The 24,621-nt window shown below is 67.2% G+C and carries 27 protein-coding genes; 12 read left to right on the top strand and 15 right to left on the bottom strand.

The window, feature by feature from the left end:
• The 3 genes from ACO07J_RS00135 to ACO07J_RS00125 form a co-directional block, all read right to left on the bottom strand.
• The coding region (locus ACO07J_RS00135) for an enoyl-CoA hydratase/isomerase family protein (protein WP_422025140.1) at positions 1-783 on the bottom strand (783 nt) is incomplete at its 3' end.
• Between the two features lie 75 nt (positions 784-858).
• On the bottom strand, positions 859-1,068 hold the full coding sequence (locus tag ACO07J_RS00130) for a hypothetical protein (RefSeq protein ID WP_422025138.1): 210 nt from the start codon (positions 1,066-1,068) through the stop codon (positions 859-861).
• Between the two features lie 85 nt (positions 1,069-1,153).
• The gene (locus ACO07J_RS00125; protein WP_422025136.1) at positions 1,154-1,477 is read right to left on the bottom strand and encodes a TraR/DksA family transcriptional regulator; all 324 of its coding nucleotides are present in this window, start codon (positions 1,475-1,477) and stop codon (positions 1,154-1,156) included.
• A 124-nt stretch (positions 1,478-1,601) separates the two neighbouring features.
• Between ACO07J_RS00125 and ACO07J_RS00120 the strand changes: the two genes are divergently transcribed.
• A complete protein-coding gene (locus tag ACO07J_RS00120) occupies positions 1,602-2,465 on the top strand; it encodes an MBL fold metallo-hydrolase (RefSeq protein WP_422025134.1) in 864 nt (287 codons plus the stop codon).
• On the opposite strand, the gene ACO07J_RS00115 is transcribed toward ACO07J_RS00120, so the two are convergent.
• The 5 genes from ACO07J_RS00115 to ACO07J_RS00095 all read right to left on the bottom strand — a co-directional run bounded on the left by ACO07J_RS00115 (position 2,466) and on the right by ACO07J_RS00095 (position 8,388).
• A complete protein-coding gene (locus ACO07J_RS00115) occupies positions 2,466-3,617 on the bottom strand; it encodes a FliM/FliN family flagellar motor switch protein (RefSeq protein ID WP_422025132.1) in 1,152 nt (383 codons plus the stop codon). It abuts the gene before it with no gap.
• A 49-nt stretch (positions 3,618-3,666) separates the two neighbouring features.
• A complete protein-coding gene (locus ACO07J_RS00110; RefSeq protein WP_422025130.1) occupies positions 3,667-6,357 on the bottom strand; it encodes an ATP-binding protein in 2,691 nt (896 codons plus the stop codon).
• Positions 6,357-6,644: a hypothetical protein gene (locus ACO07J_RS00105; RefSeq protein WP_422025128.1), complete on the bottom strand. Its 288-nt coding sequence runs from the start codon at positions 6,642-6,644 to the stop codon at positions 6,357-6,359. Before ACO07J_RS00105 ends, ACO07J_RS00110 begins: the two co-directional genes overlap by 1 nt.
• Entirely contained in the window at positions 6,641-7,009 is a 369-nt protein-coding gene (locus ACO07J_RS00100) for a response regulator transcription factor (RefSeq protein ID WP_422025126.1), read from the bottom strand. The genes ACO07J_RS00105 and ACO07J_RS00100 overlap by 4 nt, the downstream gene beginning before the upstream one ends.
• A gap of 71 nt (positions 7,010-7,080) precedes the next feature.
• On the bottom strand, positions 7,081-8,388 hold the full coding sequence (locus tag ACO07J_RS00095; protein WP_422025124.1) for a helix-turn-helix domain-containing protein: 1,308 nt from the start codon (positions 8,386-8,388) through the stop codon (positions 7,081-7,083).
• A 218-nt stretch (positions 8,389-8,606) separates the two neighbouring features.
• Between ACO07J_RS00095 and ACO07J_RS00090 the strand changes: the two genes are divergently transcribed.
• From ACO07J_RS00090 to acs, 6 genes are all read left to right on the top strand, one after another.
• Positions 8,607-9,959, top strand: a complete 1,353-nt coding sequence (locus tag ACO07J_RS00090) for an ABC transporter substrate-binding protein (RefSeq protein WP_422025122.1) — start codon at positions 8,607-8,609, stop codon at positions 9,957-9,959.
• Between the two features lie 96 nt (positions 9,960-10,055).
• Positions 10,056-11,087, top strand: coding sequence for a branched-chain amino acid ABC transporter permease (locus ACO07J_RS00085; RefSeq protein ID WP_422025120.1), 1,032 nt, complete (start codon positions 10,056-10,058; stop codon positions 11,085-11,087).
• A 4-nt stretch (positions 11,088-11,091) separates the two neighbouring features.
• Positions 11,092-12,309: a branched-chain amino acid ABC transporter permease gene (locus tag ACO07J_RS00080; protein ID WP_422025118.1), complete on the top strand. Its 1,218-nt coding sequence runs from the start codon at positions 11,092-11,094 to the stop codon at positions 12,307-12,309.
• Between the two features lie 12 nt (positions 12,310-12,321).
• Positions 12,322-13,077: an ABC transporter ATP-binding protein gene (locus ACO07J_RS00075; protein WP_422025116.1), complete on the top strand. Its 756-nt coding sequence runs from the start codon at positions 12,322-12,324 to the stop codon at positions 13,075-13,077.
• Between the two features lie 91 nt (positions 13,078-13,168).
• Entirely contained in the window at positions 13,169-13,924 is a 756-nt protein-coding gene (locus ACO07J_RS00070) for an ABC transporter ATP-binding protein (protein ID WP_422025114.1), read from the top strand.
• A 93-nt stretch (positions 13,925-14,017) separates the two neighbouring features.
• The gene (acs, locus tag ACO07J_RS00065; protein ID WP_422025112.1) at positions 14,018-15,967 is read left to right on the top strand and encodes an acetate--CoA ligase; all 1,950 of its coding nucleotides are present in this window, start codon (positions 14,018-14,020) and stop codon (positions 15,965-15,967) included.
• Between the two features lie 52 nt (positions 15,968-16,019).
• Here acs and ACO07J_RS00060 read toward each other — a convergent pair whose 3' ends face one another.
• A complete protein-coding gene (locus tag ACO07J_RS00060; RefSeq protein WP_422025110.1) occupies positions 16,020-16,412 on the bottom strand; it encodes a RidA family protein in 393 nt (130 codons plus the stop codon).
• A gap of 159 nt (positions 16,413-16,571) precedes the next feature.
• Here ACO07J_RS00060 and ACO07J_RS00055 point away from each other — a divergent pair, with 159 nt between their 5' ends.
• Together ACO07J_RS00055 and ACO07J_RS00050 are read left to right on the top strand one after the other, a co-directional pair.
• Positions 16,572-17,600, top strand: coding sequence for a DMT family transporter (locus ACO07J_RS00055; RefSeq protein ID WP_422025108.1), 1,029 nt, complete (start codon positions 16,572-16,574; stop codon positions 17,598-17,600).
• Positions 17,601-17,747: 147 nt separating this feature from the next.
• Positions 17,748-18,017 (top strand): glucose-6-phosphate isomerase, encoded by a 270-nt coding sequence (locus ACO07J_RS00050; RefSeq protein WP_350125357.1) that lies wholly within the window; start codon positions 17,748-17,750, stop codon positions 18,015-18,017.
• Positions 18,018-18,075: 58 nt separating this feature from the next.
• Here ACO07J_RS00050 and queF read toward each other — a convergent pair whose 3' ends face one another.
• From queF to ACO07J_RS00025, 5 genes are all read right to left on the bottom strand, one after another.
• Entirely contained in the window at positions 18,076-18,540 is a 465-nt protein-coding gene (queF, locus tag ACO07J_RS00045) for a preQ(1) synthase (protein WP_422025106.1), read from the bottom strand.
• A 12-nt stretch (positions 18,541-18,552) separates the two neighbouring features.
• Positions 18,553-19,281 (bottom strand): 7-carboxy-7-deazaguanine synthase QueE, encoded by a 729-nt coding sequence (gene queE / locus ACO07J_RS00040; protein ID WP_422025104.1) that lies wholly within the window; start codon positions 19,279-19,281, stop codon positions 18,553-18,555.
• Positions 19,278-19,634 (bottom strand): 6-pyruvoyl trahydropterin synthase family protein, encoded by a 357-nt coding sequence (locus ACO07J_RS00035; protein ID WP_422025102.1) that lies wholly within the window; start codon positions 19,632-19,634, stop codon positions 19,278-19,280. The genes queE and ACO07J_RS00035 overlap by 4 nt, the downstream gene beginning before the upstream one ends.
• A complete protein-coding gene (queC, locus tag ACO07J_RS00030; RefSeq protein ID WP_422025100.1) occupies positions 19,634-20,326 on the bottom strand; it encodes a 7-cyano-7-deazaguanine synthase QueC in 693 nt (230 codons plus the stop codon). Before queC ends, ACO07J_RS00035 begins: the two co-directional genes overlap by 1 nt.
• A gap of 180 nt (positions 20,327-20,506) precedes the next feature.
• Positions 20,507-21,427, bottom strand: a complete 921-nt coding sequence (locus ACO07J_RS00025; RefSeq protein WP_422025098.1) for a LysR family transcriptional regulator — start codon at positions 21,425-21,427, stop codon at positions 20,507-20,509.
• A 103-nt stretch (positions 21,428-21,530) separates the two neighbouring features.
• Here ACO07J_RS00025 and ACO07J_RS00020 point away from each other — a divergent pair, with 103 nt between their 5' ends.
• Positions 21,531-22,073: a DUF6647 family protein gene (locus ACO07J_RS00020; protein ID WP_422025096.1), complete on the top strand. Its 543-nt coding sequence runs from the start codon at positions 21,531-21,533 to the stop codon at positions 22,071-22,073.
• Between the two features lie 92 nt (positions 22,074-22,165).
• Complete coding sequence (locus ACO07J_RS00015) at positions 22,166-22,477, top strand: cupin domain-containing protein (protein WP_422025094.1); 312 nt, start codon at positions 22,166-22,168, stop codon at positions 22,475-22,477.
• Here ACO07J_RS00015 and ACO07J_RS00010 read toward each other — a convergent pair.
• Positions 22,474-23,994 carry a class I adenylate-forming enzyme family protein gene (locus tag ACO07J_RS00010; RefSeq protein ID WP_422025092.1) on the bottom strand — a complete coding sequence of 507 codons (1,521 nt, stop codon included), beginning with the start codon at positions 23,992-23,994 and terminating at the stop codon, positions 22,474-22,476. The genes ACO07J_RS00015 and ACO07J_RS00010 overlap by 4 nt on opposite strands.
• A gap of 117 nt (positions 23,995-24,111) precedes the next feature.
• Here ACO07J_RS00010 and ACO07J_RS00005 point away from each other — a divergent pair.
• The coding region (locus tag ACO07J_RS00005; RefSeq protein ID WP_422025090.1) for a LuxR C-terminal-related transcriptional regulator at positions 24,112-24,621 on the top strand (510 nt) is incomplete at its 3' end.

Genomic DNA, 24,621 nt, shown 5'->3' with positions numbered 1-24,621 from the left:
GCGGCTTTGCTCGAAGATCAGCCCCTGCTCGAAGGGCAGAAGCTGGGCCGCCTCGACGCAGGCCAGGATGTCGGCCTCGGCCGAGCCGGCCGAGCGCAGCCGGGCGGCGACGCCCGTGACCGCGGCCTGGAACGCCGCCGGATCGGACAGCCCGCGCGTGACGTCGCGGCTGCGGGTCCAGGAAACGCCATCGGCCAGGGCGGCCGCGAAGTCGCAGGCGGCCGCCAGCGGCGCGTCATCGGTGATGCGGTCGAAGACCGGCGCCAGCCGGGCCTCCGTCACCTCCACCGCGCGGCCCGACAGCATCAGCTCGAGCGATGCCTGGGCGCCGGCCAGCCGTGGCAGCCGCTGGGTCGCGCCGCCGCCGGGGATCAGGCCGAGCGTCACCTCGGGCATGGAGATGCGCGTGCCGCGCTGTGCCACCCGCGCATGGGCGGCGAGGGCCAGCTCGACCCCGGCGCCCAGCGCCGCGCCATGCAGCGCGGCGACCACCGGCTTGGGCGCCTCCTCGATCGCCGTGAACAGCTCGTTCAGGGGCAGCCGGGGCGCGCCGTCCGGGCTGGTATACTCGTTGAGATCGACGCCTGCGCAGAACCCGGTGCCCGCCCCGGTGATCACCACCGCGCGGACACCCGGATCGGCGAGAACGGCCCGAAGCGCGGCCAGCAGGTCGGCGCGCAGGTCCGGGACGAGGGCGTTGCCCGGGGGGCGGTCGAGCGTGAGAACGGCGACCCCGTCCTGCACCCGCTGCTGCACCTGCTGCGTCACGCCCTCCCCCGTCATCGCCCGGTTCGTTTCGCGCGATTAGACCGGACAAAAACCGGGCTGGCAAGCCTTGCGCGGCGCGGCGGGATGCAATCAGACCGGCATGTTGTCGAACTGTGCCTCGATGGCGTCGGCGGTCAGCTCCTCGTGCAGGTCGCGGATGCGCGCGGGCACCCGTTCGCCGGCGTCCTCCATCCGCTCGATCATTTCCGTGAGCTTGGGCCGGTACAGGTGCCGGCGGCCCTCATCCGTATCCAGGATGCGGCTGTGCAGGCGTTTCATGTCGTCGGTCAGCGTGGTCATGGTCGTCCTCCCAGGTTTACGCATGGTACCAGGATCACCGTTCACATCGCCCGCCCGCGCCAGGACCGCGCGGCCGGGCGGCACATCAGGCGCCCGCCGCGCAGTCGCGGCAGAGCGGCGTGTCGGGCAGCGTGTCGAGCCGGGCCGTGGCGATATCCTCGCCGCAGCGGACGCATTCGCCATAGGTGCCGTCGCGCAGCCGTTGCAGGGCGGCGCGGATGCGGGCGATCTCGGCCTCGCCGCTGTGGCCCAGTTGTTCGAGCACCTCGTCGCCCTCGCGCTCGACGGCGTTCTCCTCCCAGTCCTTGGAATGGGGCTCGTCGAGCTCGGCCTCGATCTGGTGCAGACGGCTGTCGAGCTCTCCCAGACGGGCGAGCAGCGCCTTTCGATAACGGGTCGTGTCAGACATGTTTTTCCTCCGTCAACTGGCACACCCTGTCACGTCATGTCGTGATCGTCCTTGACCCGCGTCAACCCCTGCGGTTGAAAGATATGTGAAGGCGTCGTCATGGCGCGCCGCAGGGGAGGCCCGGATGTCACCCGATGTTACCGCATTTTTCGACGATGCGACGAATACAATTTCCTACGTTGTGCGCGATCCCGCCGGGAGGGCCTGTGCGATCATCGATTCCGTGCTGGATTTCGATTACGCGTCGGGCCGGACCGACACGCGCTCGGCCGACCGGATCGTCGCGCATGTCGAGGCAGAGGCGCTCGAGGTGCAGTGGCTGCTGGAGACGCATGTCCATGCCGACCACCTGTCGGCGGCGCCCTACCTGCAGGAAAGGCTGGGCGGGCAGATCGGCATCGGCGAGAAGATCCGCGAGGTGCAGGACACGTTCGGCAAGGTGTTCAACGAGGGCACCGAGTTCCAGCGCGACGGCTCGCAGTTCGACCGGCTGTTCGTGGAGGGCGACAGTTTCCACCTCGGCCAGATGCGCGGCGACGTGCTGCAGACGCCGGGGCACACGCCGGCCTGCCTGACCTACGTGCTGGGCGACGCGGCCTTCGTGGGCGACACGCTCTTCATGCCCGATTTCGGCACCGCGCGCTGCGATTTTCCCGGCGGGTCGTCGGAGGTGCTGTACTCGTCGATCCAGAAGATCCTGTCGCTGCCCGACGCCACGCGGATCTTCGTGGGCCACGATTACAAGGCGCCGGGGCGGGACGAGTACGCCTGGGAAAGCACGGTGGGCGAGCAGAAGGCGAAGAACGTGCATGTGGGCGCGGGGCGCGACCGCGACAGCTTCGTGAAGATGCGCGACGCGCGCGATGCCACGCTGGCGATGCCGAAGCTGATCATCCCCTCGCTGCAGATCAACATGCGCGCCGGGCGGATGCCGCCGGCCGATGACAAGGGCGACGTGTTCCTGAAAGTGCCGCTCAACAAGCTCTGATCATTTCAGGTCGGCCAGCGCCGGCAGGTCCGGCAGGCCGCCATCGCCCCCCTCGCCCGGCAGGTCGGGCAGGTCGGGCAACCCGCCGCCGGTGGCCGGCAGGTCGGGCAGGTCCGGCAGGGCGGTCAGCGTGGGCGGCTCGCTTGCGGCAAGGCCGGAAAGGTCGGGGAAGCCCGGCGCGGGATCGGGATCGGGCGGTGTGGGCGCAAGGGCGGGCTCCGGCGTGGCGCGAGGCGGTGCCGCCTCCTCGCCCGCGCCGGTCAGCCGTACGGCGCGCATGCCGTTCATCTGCCCCAGCCGCCCCTGCGCCGCAACGTGGCCGGAGGCGACGAGCTCCGTTCGCCCGATGGCCGACGTGCCGACCGGCAGGGTCATGCCCGGTTGCAGCGCACAGACCTCGGCCAGCGAAAGCTGCACCCGGTCGAGCACGGCATCGAGCGTGACCGGCATCTGCATCGCCAACTGGCCCAGGTCAAACGCCGCCCCCTCGCCCGCCTCGCCGCTGCCGGGCTCGGGCCGGGCCAGCACGGCGGCCGGCAGGATCAGGCTCAGGATACCGGTGCGGGCGCCGCCGCCGATATCGACGGTCAGGCGGAACAGCTCGTAATCCGCGGCCTCGAGCGCCAGCAGCAGGCCGCGCGCATCGCCCACCCTGTCACCGAAGCGAAAGCCCAGCGGGCGGTGGCCCGTCTCCGCCTCCGCCAGCGTGTCGTCGAAACCCGTCAGCATCGCATCCACCAGCGGTGCGGCAATGGCCGCGTCGGTGCCCGTCAGCGGCCGGTCGGGCGCGGCGCCGGGGCGCACGCGGCCCATGGTCTGCACCTCGACCAGCGCTTGCGCGAATTGCAGGTCGAGCAGCGCCGCGCCGCGCGCCCCGCCCTGCCCGTCGAGCAGCAGGATCAGCGTGTCGGCGCCCACCTCCTCCTTCACCGCGGCATGGGTCAGCCGCCGCTGTTCCAGCGTGCCCACCGTCAGCGCAAGCCGGAACAGCCGGTCGCCGCATTTCTCGAGCGACAGGCGCAGCGCCTTGGAGGGCGACATGGCGCGCGCGTCGAAATCCTCGCGCGCGCTGGCGGCCTTCCTGTGAATGACTGAATTGCGTTCCTCGCCCGACATCGCCCTCGCCGCGGTTTTCCGGCCCGTTCGAGCCATCCGGGGCACCTTACCGCCCGCATCCTTACCATGGCGTTTACGAAAGTTGTTATTGCGCCGCCTGCGCCTGCGGCCCCTCGCGCAGCGGCAGGACCACGCGGAACGCCGCCCCCTCCTGCCCCGGCAGGTAGGTGATGTCGCCCCCCAGCCGGCCCATGATCTCGCGGCAAATGGCAAGGCCGAGGCCCGCGCCCCCCGCCTTGGTCTGGCCGATGCGCGAGAACTTCTCGAAGATCATCGCCTGCTGGTCGGTGGGGATGCCCGGCCCGTTGTCGATGAAATCCACCACGAGATTGCCGTTCTCGGCCTGCGGGCGGATGGTCAGCGCCGGATCGGCCGCCTCGCAATATTTGCCGGCGTTGGAGATGAGGTTGATGAACACCTGCGCCAGCCGGTCGAGATCGGTGTGCAGGGTGATCTTCTCGGCCTCGCGGCGGCGGTGGATGCGCAGGCGGTCCTGCACGCCTGCCGCCGAGATGGCGCGGTCGAGCATGTCGGACAGCTGCCCGGTCTGCGAATTGAGCACCACCTGCCCGTTTTCCAGCACCGACAGGTCGAGCAGGTCGTCGAGCAGGCGGGTGAGGCGCGTGGCCTCCTCGAGGATGATCGAGGCATACTTGTTGCGGTCGGCCTCCGACAGCCCCTCGCTGTCGCGCAGGATCTCCGAGAAGGCCCGGATCGAGGTCATCGGCGTGCGCAGCTCGTGGCTGATCTGGCTGAGGAAGGCGTCCTTCTGCACGGAAATCTGCGTGAGCTTCTCGTTTGCCTCGCGCAATTGCCGTGCGGTGCGGGCCTGTTCCTCGGTCTTGGCTTCCAGCTTGCTGGAATATTCCATGATCTGCGCGGTCTCGTCGGCCACCGCCATCAGGTCCTCGACCGACACGGTCGCGCGGCCGACGATCTGCGAGATCATCGCGTGGGCCGTGGCGGCGCCGACCGAGCCGGAAAGCTCCCGTTCCAGCATCTGCAGGAAATCCGGCGTCGGTTCGGGCAGGTAGCCCGCGATGCCCTGCTTGCGCGCCTCCTTCGAGAACATCGCCTGCGCCTCCGACGCGCCCATGATCCGCTGGGACATGATCATCAGGTCCTCCGACCGCGCCAGCCCCCCCGACCAGCTTCCCGGCGTCTGCGAATGCTGGAAGACATTGACGAACTGCGCCCCCTGCAGCCGCTCGATGGGCTTGGGCAGGGTCAGCAGCGAGACGCCGAGGAAGGTGCAGGTGTTGAGCAGCAGGCTCCACATCACGGCGTGTATGACCGGATCCATCCCGTCGGCGCCGAAAAGCGCCTGCGGCCGCAGCCAGCCGATGCCGAAGGGCCCGTTTTCCATGACCGAATACGGCATGACCTCGGACGCGCCGAAGCTGGGCAGGAACAGGCAGTAGAGCCACAGCACGAAACCCACGCCCAGCCCCGCCAGCGCGCCCGAGCGGGTGGCGCCGCGCCAGAACAGCCCGCCCATCAGCGCCGGCAGGAACTGCGCCACGCCGACGAAGGAGATCAGCCCGATCGCCGCCAGCGCCGTGCCCCCGCCCGACAGGCGGAAATAGCAGTAGCCGAGGAACAGGATCACCGCGATCGACAGCCGCCGGGCCAGCAGCGCCACGCTGCGCACGTCGCCCGACACCATCGCCCCGCCCCCGGTCGACCACAGCCAGATCGGCATGACGATATGGTTCGACACCATGGTCGAGAGCGCAATCGCCGCCACGATCACCATCGAGGTGGCCGAGCTGAACCCGCCGAGGAAGGACAGGATCGCCAGCCCCTCCTGCCCGTTCATCAGCGGCAGGGTCAGCACGAAGAGGTCGGGATTGGCGCCCTCGGGCATCAGGTCGAGCCCCATCACCGCGATCGGCACGACGAACAGGCTCATCAGCATCAGGTAGGTGGGAAAGGCCCAGGCGGCCATGCGCAGGTGATCCTCGTCCTCGCTTTCCACCACCATCACCTGGAACATCCGCGGCAGGCACATGAAGGCCGCCGCCGACAGAAGCGTCAGGCCCACCCAGCGGCTGCCCGGCACCTCCCACCGCGCGATGGGCGAGGAATCGATGCGCGCGAGGATCTCGTCGACGCCGCCCGCCAGCCCCCAAACCACGAAGACCCCCACCGCCAGCAGCGCGAACAGCTTGACCACCGCCTCGAGCGCGATGGCCATGACCACGCCGTGATGGCGCTCGTTGGCGTCGAGGTTGCGGGTGCCGAAGAGGATGGTGAAGACGGCGAGGCCGGCGGCGACCCAGAAGGCGGTCGATTGCTGGCTGGGCGGCGCGTCGGTGAACGGGTCGGCCTCGGCGAAGGTGGCGAAGGAGAGGGTGACGGACTGCAGTTGCAGCGCGATGTAGGGCGTGAGACCGATCACCGCGACCAGCGTGACGAACACCGCCAGCGTGTTCGACTTGCCGTATCGCGAGGATATGAGGTCGGCGATGGAGGTGATCCGCTGGCTGCGGCCCACGCGGACCATCTTGCGCAGGGTCCACCACCAGCCGATCATCACCAGCGTCGGCCCGAGGTAGATCGTCACGAATTCCAGCCCCGAGCGCGCGGCGAAGCCCACCGCGCCATAGAATGTCCAGGCCGTGCAGTAGATCGACAGCGACAGCGTGTAGACGATGGGCGAGCGCAGCCACGTCCCCCGCCCCACCAGCGCCGCCCGGTCGGCGCCGAAGGCCACGGCAAAGAGGAACGCCACGTAAAGCAGGCAGACAAGGACGAGGACGTTGAGGGTGACCATCAGCTCTCCCCCTCCTCCTCGTTGCCCTCGTCCTCGGCCACGAGGAACCGGGCCAGAACGCCCGACAGCACCGCCAGCCCGAACCAGACGAGGAAGAGATAGGTCATCACCCAGGCGGTGCGCCCACCGTCGGGCGCCGCCTCCGGCCCCGCCGCCTCACCGCCCCACAGCAGCGGGATCAGGAACAGAATGCCGCCGAAGACCGGCAGAAGCCGGGCGCCGTCGGCCACCCGGCGGCGCCGATAGGTGCGCCGCTGCACGAAGACGGGCGTCTTCTTGGCGGTCACGGCCCCACCAGATCGCGCACCGCCTCCAGGACTTCGGCGTTCGAGAACGGCTTGGTCATGTAGCGGCTGGCGCCCGCGCGCTCGGCCATCTCGCGGTCCTTCTGCTGGCCGCGCGCCGTCAGCATCAGCACCGGCGTCGCGCCCAGCTCGGCATCGTCGCGGATTTCCTGCAGGATGTCGAAGCCGCTCTTGCCCGGCAGCATCACGTCGAGGATCACCAGGTCGGGCCGCCGGTCGCGCACGGCGGCGACCGCGTCATGGCCGTTGGAGTGTGTCTTCACCTCCCACCCGTCCCGGCTCAGGATGAAGCTGATCGCCTCGATGATATTCCGCTCGTCCTCTATCAGGATCACTTTTTTCCCCATCCAATCGGCCTCCCCCTCCGATTGCGCCGATTGACGGCTGCAGTTCACTATCGTCAAGTTATGCTGGCCTGTCAAAAGGCGCGACCAAGGATCGACGGCTCGCGCCGCGCCGCGCAATCGGCGATCGGGCAGACCTGGCAGTTGACGCCGACCTCGCGCAGGGGGCCCGCGGCCTCGGGCCCCGGGTCGGGCAGCAGAAGCATGTGCGGACGCCAGAGCGCGGGGCGGTCGAACCGGGCCGGTGCCACCTCCTCGCTGACGGTCAGGGCCAGCACCCGCGCCTCGCCCTGGCGCAGGCGCAGGCGGACGGGGGCGCCGGGCTGGGTCAGCAACTGGTAGAGCGGCCAGAGCGCACAGGCCGCGGCCGAGCGCGGCATGGTAAAGCCCAGCGCCGGCTTGCGCAGCATCAGCGTGCCCGACCCGTCGCAGACCACCAGCCCGACAGGGCCGGCCTCGGCTTGCGGCATCATGGCGAGGCGGCGGAAGACGGCGGGCAGGGCCGTGCCGGTGGCCGCGGCGATGGCCGAGGGGTCGGGCCCGTGTTCGGCCACCGCCCGCGCCATAACCTCGGCCGGCAACAGGCGCGCATCCCTGGCATATTGCTCGAGCACCGTGCGGGCGAGGCTGCGCGCGGCCTGGGTTTCCAGCCGGTCGGACCGGTCGACGACCGAGGGGATGCGGGCGGCGCCGTCCTCGCCCTCGAGGACGGGAAAGTGAAACCCGTGCTCTTCGAGGAAGGCGTGCAGCTCGTCCTGCGGCGACATGATCTCGGACTGCGCATCGGGCGTCTGTTCGAGGTAGCGCACCAGCGCCTCGGCCCCTTCGGCCAGGCGCTTGCTGTCCTCGTTGATGTTGCGGTGAAAGCGGCTTTGCCATTCCGGTTCGAGCGGCTTGGTGTCGGCCAGGATCGAGGCGGTCGAGCGGATGGCGGTCACGGTCGAGATCACCTCGTGCAGCGAGGCGGCAAGCTGCGGATCATGGGCCAGCCGGTCGGTCAGCGCCTTGACGGTGCTTTCAAGCTCGGCCCGCTGGCGGGCAAGGTCGCTCAGCAGCCGGGCCCAGCCGGGGAAGCGGCCGGCGAATTCCTCGGCCCGCTCGGCCTCGGCCCCGGCGCGGCCCTCGGTCTCGGACCGGGCGGCGGCCTCGCGCAGGGCGGAGATCAGCGTGGCCTCGGCCCCTTCCGACAGCAGGACCGGCGCGACGCCGAGGATATCCGCCAGCTTGTTCAGGGTCTTGCCGCCGATTCTGCGGCGGTTGTGCTCGATCAGGTTGAGGTAGGAGGCCGAGATGCCGGCGCGCCTGGCAAGCTCGGATTGCTTGAGCCCGCTGATCACCCGCCTTTCACGGATGCGGCTGCCGATCATCGAGGATTCCGCCATCACGTTTTTCCCATTGAATAGCGCGGCTTCCGCCACGTCATACAAAATTCTTTACAAAATTTCGAGCCGCCTTGTCCATTTCTTTACAAAAAAATCCTTTCGCCGTAGCCAGTTGTTGCGAAATTTTCTTCCGACCTGCGATAATCGCTTTGCACATTTGTGTGAGCCGGGGGCGCAGAGGAGGCCCCCCGGTGAAGTTCATTAACGGGAGGATATCAATGTCTAAATCGCATCTGACTCGTCGTGGCCTGCTGAAGACCAGCGCAGTCGCTGGTGCCGGCGTCGCGCTGCCGACGATCTTCACGGCATCGTCCGCGTCGGCCTACATGAACGAGCCGACGGGCAGTTCCGTGACGCTGGGCTTCAACGTGCCCCAGACCGGCCCCTATGCCGACGAGGGCGCGGACGAGCTGCTGGCACAGAAGCTGGCGGTCGAGCACCTGAACGGCGAAGGCGACGGCGGCTGCCTGAACACCTTCACCTCGAAGGCGCTCAAGGGCAACGGCATCCTGGGCAAGAAGGTCGAATTCGTGACCGGCGACACCCAGACCAAGTCGGACGCCGCACGCGCCTCGGCCAAGTCGATGATCGAGAAGGACGGCGCCATCATGATCAACGGCGGCTCGTCCTCGGGCGTGGCCGTGGCCGTTCAGGGCCTCTGCCAGGAGGCGGGCATCATCTTCATGGCCGGCCTCACCCATGCCAACGACACCACCGGCAAGGACCGCAAGGCCAACGGCTTCCGCCACTTCTTCAACGCCTACATGTCGGGTGCCGCGCTGGCGCCGGTGCTGGCCAAGGAGATGGGCGAGGATCGCCGCGCCTACCACCTGACCGCCGACTACAACTGGGGCTGGACCCAGGAAGAGTCGATCGTCGCCTCGACCGAGGCGCTGGGCTGGGAAACCGTCAACACGGTCAAGACCCCGCTCGCCTCGACCGACTTCTCGTCCTACATCACGCCGGTCCTGAACTCGGGCGCCGACGTGCTGGTGCTCAACCACTACGGCGGCAACATGGTCAACTCGCTGACCAACGCCATCCAGTTCGGCCTGCTCGACAAGCAGGTGAACGGCAAGGACTTCAAGATCGTCGTGCCGCTCTACTCCGAGCTCATGGCGCAGGGCGCCGGTGAGAACATCAAGGGCGTGCTGGGGTCGATGAACTACAACTGGCAGCTCGAGAACGAGGGTTCGAAGGCGTTCGTCAAGTCCTTCGGCGAGAAATACGGCAAGCCGCCGTCGAACTCGGCCCAGACCTGCTATGCGCAGGTGCTGCTCTATGCCGACGCCTGCGAGCGCGCCGGCACGTTCAACCCCTGCGGTGTGGCCGAGGCGCTGGAAGGCTTCGAATTCGACGGCCTGGGCAACGGCAAGACGCTCTACCGTGCCGAAGACCACCAGTGCTTCAAGGACGTTCTGGTCGTGCGCGGCGCGCAGAACCCGTCGAGCCAGTACGACACGCTGGAAATCGTCGAGATCACGCCGGTCGACCAGGTCATGTATCCGCCGAACCACCCGATGTTCGGTGGCGACGAGGCCACGCTGGGTGAATGTAACCCGGGCGCGTAACCGCGCACCACATCCCGGCCGCGCCTGTCGCGGCCGGGATGCTGCCCCGGCCCGGCCGGGGATTTCCCCACATCAGATAACCCACGGGTGGGAACAATGGACGCAATCATTCTGCAAATTCTCAACGGGCTCGACAAAGGCTCGGCCTACGCGCTGATCGCGCTGGGGCTGACGCTGATCTTCGGCACGCTCGGTGTCGTCAACTTCGCCCACGGCGCGCTGTTCATGATCGGCGCCTTCTGTGCCGTGACGGTACAGCGCATCCTGAACCTCAGCGTCACCACGATCGACGAAAGCCGGACCGACTTCCTCGGCAACCCGCTGAAGGTCCAGACGCCCTATGTCGAAAACTGGTTCGGGCCAGAGCTCGGGGCCGCCATCAGCGACTGGTCGGTGCCGATTGCGATCCTCTTTTCCATCCCGATCATGCTGCTCATCGGCTTCATCATGGAGCGCGGCCTGATCAAGCACTTCTACCGCCGCCCCCATGCCGACCAGATCCTCGTGACCTTCGGCCTGGCCATCGTGCTGCAGGAGATCATCAAGTATTTCTACGGCGCCAACCCGATCCCCACCCCGGCCCCCGAGGCCTTCGCGGGCAGCATCGACCTGGGCGTCATGGTGGGCTTCGACCCGAACGCGATCATCTACCCCTACTGGCGGCTGATCTACTTCGTCTTCGCGGCGCTGATCATCGGCGGGGTCTTTGCCTTCCTGCAATTCACCACCTTCGGCATGGTCGTCCGCGCCGGCATGGCCGACCGCGAGACCGTGGGCCTGCTGGGCATCAACATCGACCGCCGCTTCACCATCATGTTCGGCATCGCCGCGGCAGTGGCGGGGCTTGCGGGGGTGATGTACACGCCGATCAACCCGCCCAACTATCACATGGGCATGGATTTCCTCGTGCTGAGCTTCGTGGTCGTCGTGGTCGGCGGCATGGGCAGCCTTCCGGGCGCCGTGCTGGCCGGCTTCCTGCTGGGCATCCTCGAAAGCTTCGCCTCGACGACCTGGGCCACCACGACCATCCCCGGGATCAACCAGATCATCATCTACCTTGTCGCCATCATTGTCCTGCTGACCCGCCCGCGCGGTCTGATGGGACGCAAAGGCGTGATGGAGGACTGAACCAATGCTCGGACTGAACAAGAAAGACACGGCGCTTTTCCTGATCGTCATCGCCCTGACGATCCTGGCGCCCTTCCTGCTGAACCCGTTCCCGACGAACAGCGCCATGGCGCAGTTCAACGCGGGCTACCCGGACCTGATGCAGCGCTTCGTGATCTTCGGGATCTTCGCCATCGGGTTCAACATCCTCTTCGGCCTGACCGGCTATCTCAGCTTCGGTCACGCCGCCTTCCTGGGCGTCGGCTCCTACGCGGCGGTCTGGATGTTCAAGCTGTTCACTTACAACGTCATCCCGGCGATCGTGGTGGCGGTGATCCTGGCGGGGCTGTTCTCGCTGCTGATCGGCTATATCAGCCTGCGGCGCTCGGGCATCTACTTCTCGATCCTGACGCTGGCCTTCGCGCAGATGTCCTTCGCGCTGGCCTACTCGGTGCTGTCGAACCCCAAGTTCAACCTGACCAACGGCGAGACCGGGCTTCAGGTCTATGCCGACGATCCGCAGATCTTCCACGGCGCCGGCCTGCCCAACCTGCCGCACCTGTTCGGCTGGTCGATGCGGGGCAACAACCAGATGAGCTTCGGCGCCTGGGACTTCAACTTCAACACCGGCTACTATGTCTGCGCGGTCTGCATGATCCTGGCCTTCTACGTGGCCATCCGGATCTTCCGCTCGCCCTTCGGCATGATGCTGCGGGCGGTGAAGTCGAACCAGACCCGGATGACCTATACCGGCCTCAACTCGCGCCCCTACGCGCTGGCGGCCTTCGTGATCTCGGGCATGTATGCCGGGCTCGCCGGCGGGCTGATGGCGGCGGTCGACCCGCTGGCGGGCGCCGAGCGGATGCAGTGGACGGCCTCGGGCGAGGTGGTGCTGATGACCATCCTCGGCGGCGCCGGAACGCTGATCGGGCCGATCCTCGGCGCGGGCTTCATCAAGTATTTCGAGAACATCTTCTCGAAGATCAACGACGCGGTGCTGCACAGCTGGTTCTCGTTCCTGCCCGACGGGCTCGAGGACGTGGTCGTGGCGCTGATCTACCCCTTCGTCGGCAAGGGCTGGCACCTGACCCTCGGCATGCTGTTCATGCTGGTGGTGATCTTCCTGCCCGGCGGCCTTGTCGAGGGCGGCCAGAGGATCGGGCGTTTCACCTTCCGCCGGCGCGACGCCAAGGGCTCGGATGCCGAGCGTGACGCCGCCAACCAGCGCAACCCCGCCGAATAAGGAGACGGACCCATGGGAATTCTTGAGGTCAAGAACGTCAACAAGCGCTTCGGCGGCCTTCAGGCGCTGGGCGACGTCAACCTGAGCGTCGAGGAGAACTCGGTGCACGCCATCATCGGGCCGAACGGCGCGGGCAAGTCGACCCTGCTCAACTGCCTGATCGGCAAGCTGATCCCGGATACCGGCTCGGTCATGTTCGACGGCCAGTCGGTGCTGGGCCGCAAGCCCTACGAGATCAACCAGATGGGCATTTCCCGCGTGTTCCAGACGCCCGAGATCTTCGGCGACCTGAGCGTGCTGGAAAACATGATGATCCCGATCTTCGCCACCCGCGACGGCGCCTTCCGGATGCACGCCATCGAGAAGACCGAGAACGAGAAGGACATCATCGGCCAGGCCGAGCAGATGCTGGAGAACCTCAACCTCGCCGATCAGCGCCACACCAAGGCGGCCTCGATGTCGCGCGGCAACAAGCGGCGGCTGGAAATCGGCATGTGCCTGGCGCAGAATCCGCGCCTGCTGCTGCTCGACGAGCCGACGGCGGGCATGGCGCGGGCCGACACCAACAACACCATCGACCTGCTCAAGCAGATCAGCGACGAGCGCGACATCACCATCGCCATCATCGAGCATGACATGCACGTCGTCTTCTCGCTGGCCGAACGGATCACCGTGCTGGCGCAGGGCACCCCGCTGGTCGAGGACACGCCCGACAAGATCAAGGGCCACCCGAAGGTGCGCGAGGCCTATCTCGGCGAAAGCGCCTGAGCGACATTTCACCGGCGCCCCGGGCCCGGCCCGGGGCCCCGCCCCCAAAACGGAGGTCCCGGGTCAGGTCCGGGACGGGAGGACACGAACCATGAACGTCAAACCCGACTTCTCGAAAGGCAAGAACTACGCCGAGACATCGCCGGCCTTCCTGTCGGTCTGGGGCATGCAGTCCTACTACGGTGAAAGCTACATCGTGCAGGACATCAGCTTCAACGTCCACGAGGGCGAGATCCTCGCCCTGCTGGGCCGCAACGGCGCCGGCAAGACCACCACGCTGCGCTCGATCGCGCGGATGGACAGCCCGCAGGTGAACCACGGCGAGATCTGGCTGGATCACCAGCCGCTGCACAACATGAACAGCCACCAGGCCAGCCAGGCCGGCATCGGCCTGGTGCCGGAAGACCGCTGCATCATCCCCGGCCTGACGGTCGAGGAGAACCTGCAACTGGCCCAGATCGCCCCGCCCGTGGGCTGGTCGCTCGAACGGCTCTACGACCTGTTCCCGCGCCTCGCCGAACGCCGCAAGCAGGAGGGCGTGACCCTCTCGGGCGGCGAACAGCAGATGCTGGCCGTGGCCCGTGCGCTGGCGCGCGACATCAAGGTCCTGCTGCTCGACGAACCCTACGAGGGGCTGGCCCCCGTCATCGTCGACGAGATCGAGAAGACCCTGCGCCTGATCAAGGAACAGGGCATGACCACGATCATCGTCGAACAGAACGCGGTGCGCGCACTGGAACTTTCCGATCGCGCTGTTATCCTCGACACCGGCGGGATCGTCTTTGACGGCACCGCAGAGGAGGTTCTGCAAAACGACGAGCTTCGCTCGGAATACCTGGCCATCTGAGGCCGGACGGCGCGCGCGCTTCGCAGTCTTTGTCCTGCCGGCGGTGCGGGCCGTCTTACCACGACCGAAATTTGACAACACCAAGGGTCCGATATGTCCGAACTGAAAACCTATCCCCCCGCTGCCGAAATTGCCGCGAACGCCCATGTCGACGAGGCGACATACGAGAAGATGTACGCGGCCTCGATCAGCGACCCCGAGGCGTTCTGGAAGGAACACGGCCAGCGCGTCGACTGGATCAAGCCGTTCAGCAAGATCAAGGACGTCAATTTCGATCTCGGCAATGTGTCGATCAAGTGGTTCGAGGACGGCCAGCTCAACGTCGCCGCCAACTGCGTCGACCGCCATCTCGACAAGCGCGGCGACCAGACGGCGATCATCTGGGAGGCGGACGACCCCAATGAGCCGTCCAAGCACATCACCTATCGCGAGTTGTCCGAACAGGTGAACAAGCTCGCCAATGTCTACAAGGAGCTCGGCGTGGGCCGCGGCGACCGCGTCGTCCTCTACATGCCGATGATCCCCGAGGCGGCCTATGCCATGCTGGCCTGTGCCCGGATCGGCGCCATCCACTCCATCGTCTTCGCCGGCTTCTCGCCCGAGGCGCTGGCCGCCCGGGTCAGCGGCTGCGAGGCCAAGCTGATCGTCACCGCCGACCAGGCCCCGCGCGGCGGCCGCAACACGGCGCTCAAGTCCAACGTCGACAAGGCGCTCGAGATCAGCGGCGATACCAAGGTCCTGATGGTCGAGCGCACCGGCGCCGATGTCGCCATGAAGGACGGCCGCGATTTCGCCTATGGCCCGCTGATGGAGAAGGCCTCGGCCGAGTGCGAACCCGAGGCGATGAATGCCGAGGACCCGCTCTTCATCCTCTACACCTCCGGCTCGACCGGCGCGCCCAAGGGCGTGGTGCACACCACCGGCGGCTACCTCGTCTGGGCCGCGATGACGCACGAGATCACCTTCGACTATCACGAGGGCGATATCTACTGGTGCACCGCCGACGTGGGCTGGGTCACCGGCCACAGCTACATCGTCTATGGCCCGCTCGCCAACGGCGCCACGACCCTGATGTTCGAGGGCGTGCCCACCTACCCCGACGCCAGCCGCTTCTGGCAGGTTTGCGAGAAGCACAAGGTGAACCAGTTCTACACCGCCCCCACCGCCATCCGCGCGCTGATGGGCCAGGGCACCGGGTTCGTCGAGAAATGCGACCTCTCCAGCCTGAAGATCCTCGGCACCGTGGGCGAGCCCATCAACCCCGAGGCGTGGGAGTGGTATCACAACATCGTCGGCAAGGGCGAGGTGCCCATCGTCGACACATGGTGGCAGACCGAGACGGGCGGCCACCTGATGACCCCGCTGGCCGGCGCCCACGCGCTCAAGCCCGGCGCGGCGATGAAGCCGTTCTTCGGCGTGAAACCCGCCGTGCTCGACCCGCAGACCGGCAAGGAGATCACCGAGAACCCGGCCGAGGGCGTGCTCGTCATCACCGACAGCTGGCCCGGCCAGATGCGCACCGTCTGGGGCGATCACGAGCGGTTCGAGAAGACCTATTTCTCGGACTACAAGGGCTATTACTTCTCGGGCGACGGTTGCCGCCGCGATGCGGATGGCGATTACTGGATCACCGGCCGGGTCGATGACGTGATCAACGTCTCGGGCCACCGGATGGGCACGGCCGAGGTGGAATCGGCGCTGGTCGCGCACCCGAAAGTGTCCGAGGCCGCCGTGGTGGGCTACCCGCACAATATCAAGGGCCAGGGCATCTACTGCTACGTGACGCTCATGTCGGGCGAGGAACCGTCGGAAGACCTCCGCAAGGAGCTGCGCGACTGGGTCCGCAAGGAGATCGGGCCCATCGCCTCGCCCGACCTGATCCAGTGGGCGCCGGGCCTGCCGAAAACCCGCTCGGGCAAGATCATGCGCCGCATCCTGCGCAAGATCGCCGAGAACGATTACGGCGCGCTTGGCGACACCTCCACCCTCGCCGATCCGGGCGTGGTCGACGACCTGATCGACAACCGGATGAACCGGGACTGACCGGATGGCCGGGCCGCGTCAGGCGGCCCGGCCCCTCTCTCCGGCCGGGGCCCTACCCCACCGCAATCGCCTCCAGTTCCACGATCAACTCCGGCAGGCCAAGCCGCGTCGTCCCCGACAGCACGCCCGGCGGCCGCACGCCGTATTCCGCCAGCCGCTCGGCCATTGCCTCCGCCGCCTCGGCCCTGAACAGGTCGACATCGGTGACATGGGTGTTGAGGTGGACGACATTCGACAGGTCCATCCCCGCCTCCGCCAGCACCGCCGCCACGTTCTCGAGCGACAGGAGCGTCTGCGCCCGCATGTCGCCGGGATGCTGCGGGCGGCCATCGTTCGACATGGCGCACTGGCCCGACACGAACACCATCCTTTTGAAGCCCTCGACAAGCATCCCCTGGTCGTCGGCCTCGTGCCAGTCGAAGGGGTTCAACGGTCGTTTCTGCATTGGTTCTCTCCTGATTCCCGTGGGATGGAACCGGTTCTAGAAGTTCAAGTATACTTGAATACAAGACAGTTATTCGCCCCCAACGCCCCATGCGCCGTTTCCGACATCCCGTCGCAAACGTGGTGGACGCCCCCCGCCTTCGGCGGCAACCGTGCTGCCATGGCCACCCTGACCCCCGACACCCCGCGTGCGCCCTCGCGCACGGCGCATGGCATCGCCTGCGTCCTTATCGGCATGAGCCTCTTCGCCGGGCAGGATGCGTTCATGAAATCGCTGCTCCTGACCTACCCGATCTGGATGCTGATCTTCGTGCGCTCCTGTGCCGCCGTGCTGGTGCTGGTGCCGTTGATTCTCATCCTCGGTGGGCCGCATCGGCTGACCACGCCTCTCTGGCGGCTGCACTTGTTGCGGGCGGCGCTGTTCTCGGTGGGGTTCTCGCTGTTCTACACCGCCTTTCCCTTCATGGGGCTGGCCGAGGTGACCACCATCTTCTTCTCCGCGCCCCTGATGATCGCGGTAATGGCGGCGGTGTTCCTCGGGGAAACCATCGGCATCCACCGCATCGGCGCGCTGGTCACGGGCTTCGCCGGCGTACTCATCGCCATGAACCCGGGCGGCGAGAACTTCACCTGGATCTCGATCCTGCCGCTGATCTGCGCCGCCTTCTACGCCGCCTCGCAGATCCTCGCCCGGCAGATCGGCGAGCGGGAATCGAGCCTCACCGTCGGGCTCTACACCCTCGCCTTCACCGGGCCGATCCTGCTGCGCATGGGCTACCTCCTGAACAGCGTCCTCACCTTCGGGCCGGAGTTTCACCACCTCCGCTGGACCCTGCCGCCCGAAACGGGGGGCGACCTGCCCACCCTGGCCCTGCTGGGGCTGATCGGCATGGCGGGTTATATCCTGCTGTCGCGCGGCTACCAGGTGGCCGATGCCAGCGTCATCGCGCCCTTCGACTACAGCTACCTGCCCATTGCCTCGGCCCTGGCATGGCTCCTGTGGGGCGAGGTGCCGGCGCTGACCACGATCCTTGGCATGGCGCTGATCGTGGCCAGCGGGCTCTATATCGGCTACCGCGAATTGCGCGCCGCCAGACCCGGGCGGGATACCGTCTACGTGGCCGAAACCGTCACCGTTCCGGGCAGCCCTCATCCGCAAAAAGTTCCCGACGATCAGACATGGCCCTGAAAGTAAGCGGCAAGTTGCCGGTATGGGGCTGACACCTCTGCAAAAATTCGCCGTCACAAAAACTGCGTCTTCCGCTTGGCGCAAAGAAACCTAGCTTCCAATCAGCGAAATCGCGGCATAACGCCGCCTCAACTCGGAGGATTTCCCATGAGAAAGACCGTTCTCGCCCTTGCCCTCACTGCGCCCGTCGCGGTCGCAGGCTGCATGACACCCCAGCAGGAACGCCAGGCAGGCGGCGCGCTGATCGGCGGCAGCCTCGGCTTCATCACCGCCAAGGCCCTGGGCGCCGACAGCGACTGGACCGTCGTCTCGACCCTCGGCGGCGCGGCTGCCGGTACGCTGGTGGCGCGCAACACCGCGAACAACCAGTGCGCCTACGCCACCGGCGACGGCCGCTATCGCCGCGGCCCGTGCTGAGGCAGCAATGGTCATTTGATCAGGAAACCCCGCCGGGCCACCCCCGGCGGGTTTTTCGTTACCCCCGCCCGCGATAGGGCGGCACGCCCTGGTCGGGGATCCACACCCCCTCGGGCATCGGGCCGGTCTGGTAGAACACGTCGATCGGAATGCCCCCGCGCGGGTACCAGTACCCCCCGATCCGCAGCCATTGCGGCTCGAGGAACTCCACCAGCCGCCGGGCGATCGACACGGTGCAATCCTCGTGAAACGCGCCGTGGTTGCGGAAGCTGCCCAAGAAGAGCTTCAGCGACTTGCTCTCCACCAGCCAGTCCCCCGGCACGTAATCGATCACCAGGTGCGCGAAATCGGGCTGCCCCGTCATCGGGCAGAGCGAGGTGAACTCCGGCGCCGTGAACCGCACGTTATAGGCCACGTCCGCCTGCGGGTTCTGCACCCGCTCCAGCTCGGCCTCCTCGGGGCTTTGCGGCATCGCCGTCGCCCCACCCAGCTGTTTCAGCCCCTTGTAGATATCGTCGCTCATCGCATCATCCCCTCAAACGCCCCGCTTGTTGCCCCAAAGCATGACATGCAACTGCGGCAGCACCCGCGCCCCGTACCACTTGTCCTGCATCACCCTGTCGATCAGCCAGCGCATCCGCTCGTCGATGCCCTCCTGGTCGACCGTGGCGCTGTCATCGCCGGGCGGCGGCGGCGTGTGGTTGCCGGGCTGCAGGTAGACCGGCAGCTCCCGGAACCGCTCCGACGCCTCGCGCGCAAAGGCGTAATCGGCCTCGTCGAACACCACGATCTTCAGCACCGTCGGCGCCGCCTTGGCCGCGCGCACGCAATTCGCCACGATCCGCCAGTCGGTGCCCATCCCCGACGAGGGCGGCTTGGGGCTCAGCACAAGCGTATCGAGCTCGGCAAACCACGGCTTCACCACCGAGCCTTGGGTTTCCATCGCGAAGCGATAGCCCTTGGTCTTCCCCTGCTCGATCAGCCGGTCCAGCGGCTGCGTCGCCGGGTTCCCGCCCGAGAGCGTCACCATGATCGGCTTGCCGCCCGAAAGGCGCTCGATCTCGGCCATGATATTCTCGGGCGGCATCGCCTTCCACGTGTCGCGATATTCAGACTCCACCGCATGAAGGCTGTCGCACCACGAACAGCGGAAATCGCACCCGCCCGTCCGCACGAACACCGTCGGCTGCCCGATCAGCGCCCCTTCGCCCTGGATCGTCGGCCCGAAGATCTCCGAAACCCGGATGCTGTCTTGGGTGCTCATGGCCTGTACTCCGCCCATGTCTTGGGTGTCTCGCTGACCCTCACGGCCGCGGTTTCCGGCCAGTGCGCGGCGCACCAGTCGTAAAGATGTTTCGCCAGCCGCTCGGCGGTCACCATGTCATCCCCCAGCACGTCATTCAGGTGCCGGTGATCGAGCTCGTCGTCGATATACCGCTTCAGCGGCGCCAGCTCGTGGTAATCCCGCACGAAGCCATGGGCGTTAAGCTCGGCACTCGCGAGTTCCACCACGACCACGTAATTATGCCCGGGCAGCCGCCCGCATTGATGCTCCGGCGGCAGGTCTTTGAGCTGGTGCGAGGCCGAAAAGGCGAATTCCTTGGTGATCCGGTACATCAGGCGCGCTCCACCGCTTCACGCCAGTAATCGGCATCGGCATAAACCGTCGGGTCCGCGACCCCCGCAATATCGAACGCCTCGCGCCGCTCGACACAGGTGCCGCAGCGCCCGCAATGCACTTCCCCGCCCTTGTAGCACGACCATGTCTCGGCAAAGGGCGTGCCATGCTTCGCGCCCTCGGTCACGATATCGGCCTTCGAGATGGTCACGAAGGGCGTGTAAAGCCGCACCTCCGCCACGCCTTCAAGCGCATGATCCTGCATCGCCTGGAACGCGTCGATGAAGCCGGGCCGGCAATCGGGATAGATGAAATGATCCCCCCCGTGCACCGCCGCCGCCACCGCGTCGGCCTTCTCGGATGCCGCCATGCCGAAGGCGATCGCCAGCATGATGGCGTTGCGGTTGGGCACGATGGTGATCTTCATCGTCACCTCGGCATAATGCCCGTCGGGCACGGCGACATCGTCGGTGAGGGCCGACCCCGACAGGGCGGCGCCCACGCTCGAGATATCCACCACCTTGTGCGGCACGCCGAGCCGCTTGGCACAGGCCGCCGCGTACTCGACCTCTTTCACATGCCGCTGCCCGTAGTCAAAGGACAGCAGGCCCCGCAGGCGGTGTTCCGCCGCGACCTTGTGCGCGAGCGACACGGAATCGAGCCCGCCCGAGCAGATGACAATCGTATCCATTATTGTGACCCTTGTTTTGGTATGCGGGTAGGCTGCGACCGCAGGGCGGGTGACTAACGCCGCGCCTCATCGAATGCAAGGGGAAGGGCCTTCAGGCGGCCCCGTCGGCAGGAAACACCGACAAAACACCGACAAAATACCGACGTTATACCGACGCGATACCGACACCGCGTTTCAGCGTCACTGCGCCGCCTCGATCCGCACCGGATCGGCGCTTGTGCCGTCTTCCAGGCTTTCATGCAGCAGCCAGTCGCGCATCGCCGCGATCCGCGGATCGTCGGCCCGCGCCTCGGGGTAAGCCACTGAATATATGACCTTTGGCGCCGTCTCGATATCGAAGAGCCTTACCAGCCGCCCTTCCTCCAGCGTCGCCCGCGCGATCGCATCCCACGCCAGCGCCACCCCCTGCCCCCGCTCGGCGGCGGTCAGGTTGATATCGCAATTGGCGTTGAACGTACCCCCGAGGCCCTCCTCCGGCGCCACCACCCCCGCCGCCCGGAACCAGTCGCCCCAGCAATCGAGCACCTGGTCGCGCAACAGCGGCTCGTTCAGCAAATCCCGCGGCGTCCTGATCCGCGCGGCCACGGCGGGGCTCGCCACCGGGAAGCGCACGGATTTCAGCATCGGAAGCACGTGGCAGCCGGGGATCGGGCTGTCGCACCAATGCACGATCAAGTCCGCGTCATTGCTGGCAAAATCCGTATCCGGCGCCCCGGCGGCCGTGGTCACCGACAGGGCCTCGCGCAACGGGCACCGCTCCAGCCGCGGCACCAGCCAGCGGGCGTTGAACGCCGCCGTCGCCTGCACCCGGAACGGCCCGGCCTTGGCCCCCGCCGTGGCCCGGTCCGTCGCGGCGAACAGCCCGTCGATAAGGCCGGACAGCGCCCCGGCATACTCCGCCCCCGCCCGCGTCAGCGCCAGCCTGTTCGCCGCCCGCACGAAGACCGGCTGGCCCAGGTGCTCCTCCAGCGTCCTGACCTGGTGGCTGATCGCCGAGGGGGTCACGCACAGCTCCTCCGCCGCCGCCTTGAAGCTCAAATGCCGCGCCGCGGCCTCGAAGGCGCGGATGGCGGAAAACGGGGGAAGGGGGCGCTGGGTCATGGGTGAATGCGGTTCATCTGCGGCTGAGGAACGATCCTTTGAGGCTTTCTTTACCCAAGGTTAGCATGACTCCCACGTTCAGCAAAATTTTACGGAGGGTGCCATGCAACCCCTGCCCCGGTTCGCGCTTGCGCGGATCGCCCCGATCGCCATTGCCCTGTGGCTGGGCCTCGGCCCGCTCGCCGCCCACGCCGCCGAACCGGAACCGGACTGGCAGCGCGTAACCACCCTGCCCGCGCTGATGACCACGCTCGACCGCTGGCTCGACGCCGAAAGCCCCTACCCGGCCCGCGCCACGTCACCGCGCCTCCGCCTGATCTCGCCCCAGCGGGCGCGGGCCATGTCCGACAGCGGCGGGCGGCTGGGCGCAACCCGCCGGGGCCTCTACGACCCCGACACGCAGACGATCTACCTCGTCCGCCCGTGGTCGATGCGCAGCCCGCAGGACGTCAGCGTCCTGTTGCACGAACTCACCCACCACCGGCAGGCCACGGCGCGGCACTGGTACTGCCCCGGTCAACAGGAACTGCCCGCCTACCGGCTTCAGGAGGCATGGCTGGCCGAACAGGGCGAGAGCATCCGCATCAACTGGATCGCCGCCACCCTGGCGGGCGGCTGCACGCGCGGCGACATGCACCCCGATTAACCTTTCGTTAACCTTCCCTGCCGCCGCGCGCATCCTTCCGTTCGCCGGAAAACCCACCTAGCATGGGCAGACCCCAAGGAAGGATCGCCCGAATGTGCGCAGACACCGGCACCGCCACCCCGACCGTGATGATCGACAACGACCGCGTCCGCGTCACCGAATGGCGCTTCGCGAAACGCGGCGATAACACCGGCTGGCACCGCCATGCCTTTGATTACATCGTGGTTCCGCTCTTCGACGGCGTGCTCGAGATCAACCTCGGCAATGGCGAGCGGGTCACCGCGCCGATGCAGAACGGCGTGCCCTATTTCCGCGAACTGGGCGTCGAGCATGACGTGATCAACGGCAACGATTTCGAATGCGCCTTTGTCGAGGTCGAGCTGCTGGAGCCCAAGCCCGGCTAACCGCCCGCCCCCTCCTCCAGCCGCTTGCGCAGCTCGGTCTTCAACACCTTGCCATAGTTGTTCTTGGGCAAGTCCGGCACGGCAAAATACGCCTTCGGCCGCTTGAACCGCGCGATATTCTCGCGGCAATGCGCATCCAGCGCCGCTTCGTCCAGCGCCCCCTCGCAGACCACGAAGGCCACCACCTCCTCGCCCCATTCCGGGTCGGGCCGGCCCACCACCGAGACCTCGCTGACCGAGCCGTGCATCAGCAGGCATTCCTCCACCTCGCGGGGATAGATATTCGTCCCGCCCGAGATGATCACGTCCTTCGACCGATCCTGAAGCGTCACGAACCCGTCGGCATCCATCGTGCCCACGTCCCCGGTCATCAGCCAGCCATCCTTCAGCGTCTTTGCCGTGCCCTCCGCGTTCTCCCAGTAACCGGCCATCACCACGTCGCCGCGCACCATGATCTCGCCGGGCTCGCCCACGGCACGAGGGGCGCCGTCCTCATCGCCGATCCTCACCTCGACCCCGGCCTGCGCCCGCCCGACCGAGCCCAGCCGCTCCCGCCAGCGCGGATGCGCCCGGTCGGCCACCTCCTCTCGGCTCAGCGCGGTGATCCCCATCGGCGCCTCGCCCTGCCCGTAGATCTGGATGAAGACCGGCCCGAACACCTCCACCGCCTCGACGATATCGGCCACGTACATCGGCCCGCCGCCATAGACCACGCTGCGCAACCCCTCGCCGCCGATGCCTTCGGCCTTCGCCGCCTGCGTCATCCGCTTGATCATCGTCGGCGCGGCGAACAGGTGCAGGTTGCCCATGCCCTTCGCCAGCTCGAAAATCTCCCCCGGCTCGAACCCGCCCGAGACGGGGCAGACATGCCGTGCCCCCATCAGCACATGCACCGGCGCATAAAGCCCCGCCCCATGGCTCATCGGCGCGGCATAGAGCGTGGCATCCTCCGCCGTCACCCTGTCGACGCTGGCCAGGTACATCAGCGAGGTGGCAATCAGCATTCGGTGGGTGATCATAACCCCCTTCGGCCGCCCGGTGGTACCCGAGGTGTAGAACAGCCACGCCAGGTCATCGAGCTCTCGCGGCGCCGGGCCCGCCACCGGCTCGGACCGCATCGCCCCGGCAAAGTCCGCCCCGGTCGTGTCGACCACCGCCGCCTCGACCCCGGCCTCGCCCAGCGCCCCGGCCAGGTCGGGCGTGGCAAAGCACATCTTCGCCCCCGAATGGCCAAGGATCCACGCCGCCTCGCGCCCGTGCAGCTTGGCATTGACCGGCACCGCCGCCGCCCCGGCATACCAGATGCCGTAGAACGCGATCAGCACCTCGGGACAGTTCTTCATGAAGATCCCCACCCGGTCACCCGGCCCGATGCCTCGCGCGCCCAGCCAGCCGGCCAGCCGCGCCGCCCGGTCATGGAACCCGGCGTAATCCGCCACCGGCTCCGTCCCGAGGAAAATCGCCGGCGCCTCGCCGCGAACCTGCGCCGTCCGCATCAGCCACTGACCGATGTTCATGCCTGTCCTCCCCCGTCTCTTCGGCGCCACCAAACCACCGCCCCGCGCGGCAATCAATTCCGTAGAATCACGCAAGGCCCGCTTGGCGCGCCCGCCTCTCCGCGGCATAGTGCGCCAATGCAGATCAAGGAAATGGCCTTCGACCACGCGCCGGTGGGGCTGGCGGTGCTCGAAAACCGCATCATCCGCCAGTGCAACCGCCAGTTCGCCGCCATCTTCGGCGGTGCTCCCGAGGACTATGCCGGCATCCCGCTGGCCCATTACTACCCCTCGATCGAGGATTACCGCCGCATCGGCGAACGCGGGCTGAAATCCATGCGCCTCACCGGCACCTACCATGACGAGCGGGTGATGAAGCGGCATGACGGCACGCTGTTCTGGTGCCGCGTGAGGGGCCAGTCGGTGACGCCCGACGACCCCTTCGCCCGCGGCGTCTGGTCCTTCGCCGACCTCTCCGACGAACGCCCGCTGGTGGAGCTCACCCAGCGCGAGCGCGAGGTCGCCATCCTCACCTGCCGCGGCATGACCTCCAAGGAGATCGGTCTCGAGCTCGGCCTCTCCTACCGCACGGTCGAGGTCTACCGCGCCCGCCTGCTGGAAAAGTTCCAGGCCCGCAAGCTCGCCGAA

The organism is Roseovarius sp. (assembly GCF_965228755.1).
GTDB lineage: Bacteria > Pseudomonadota > Alphaproteobacteria > Rhodobacterales > Rhodobacteraceae > Roseovarius.
This window is presented reverse-complemented; position numbering and strand designations above follow the sequence as displayed.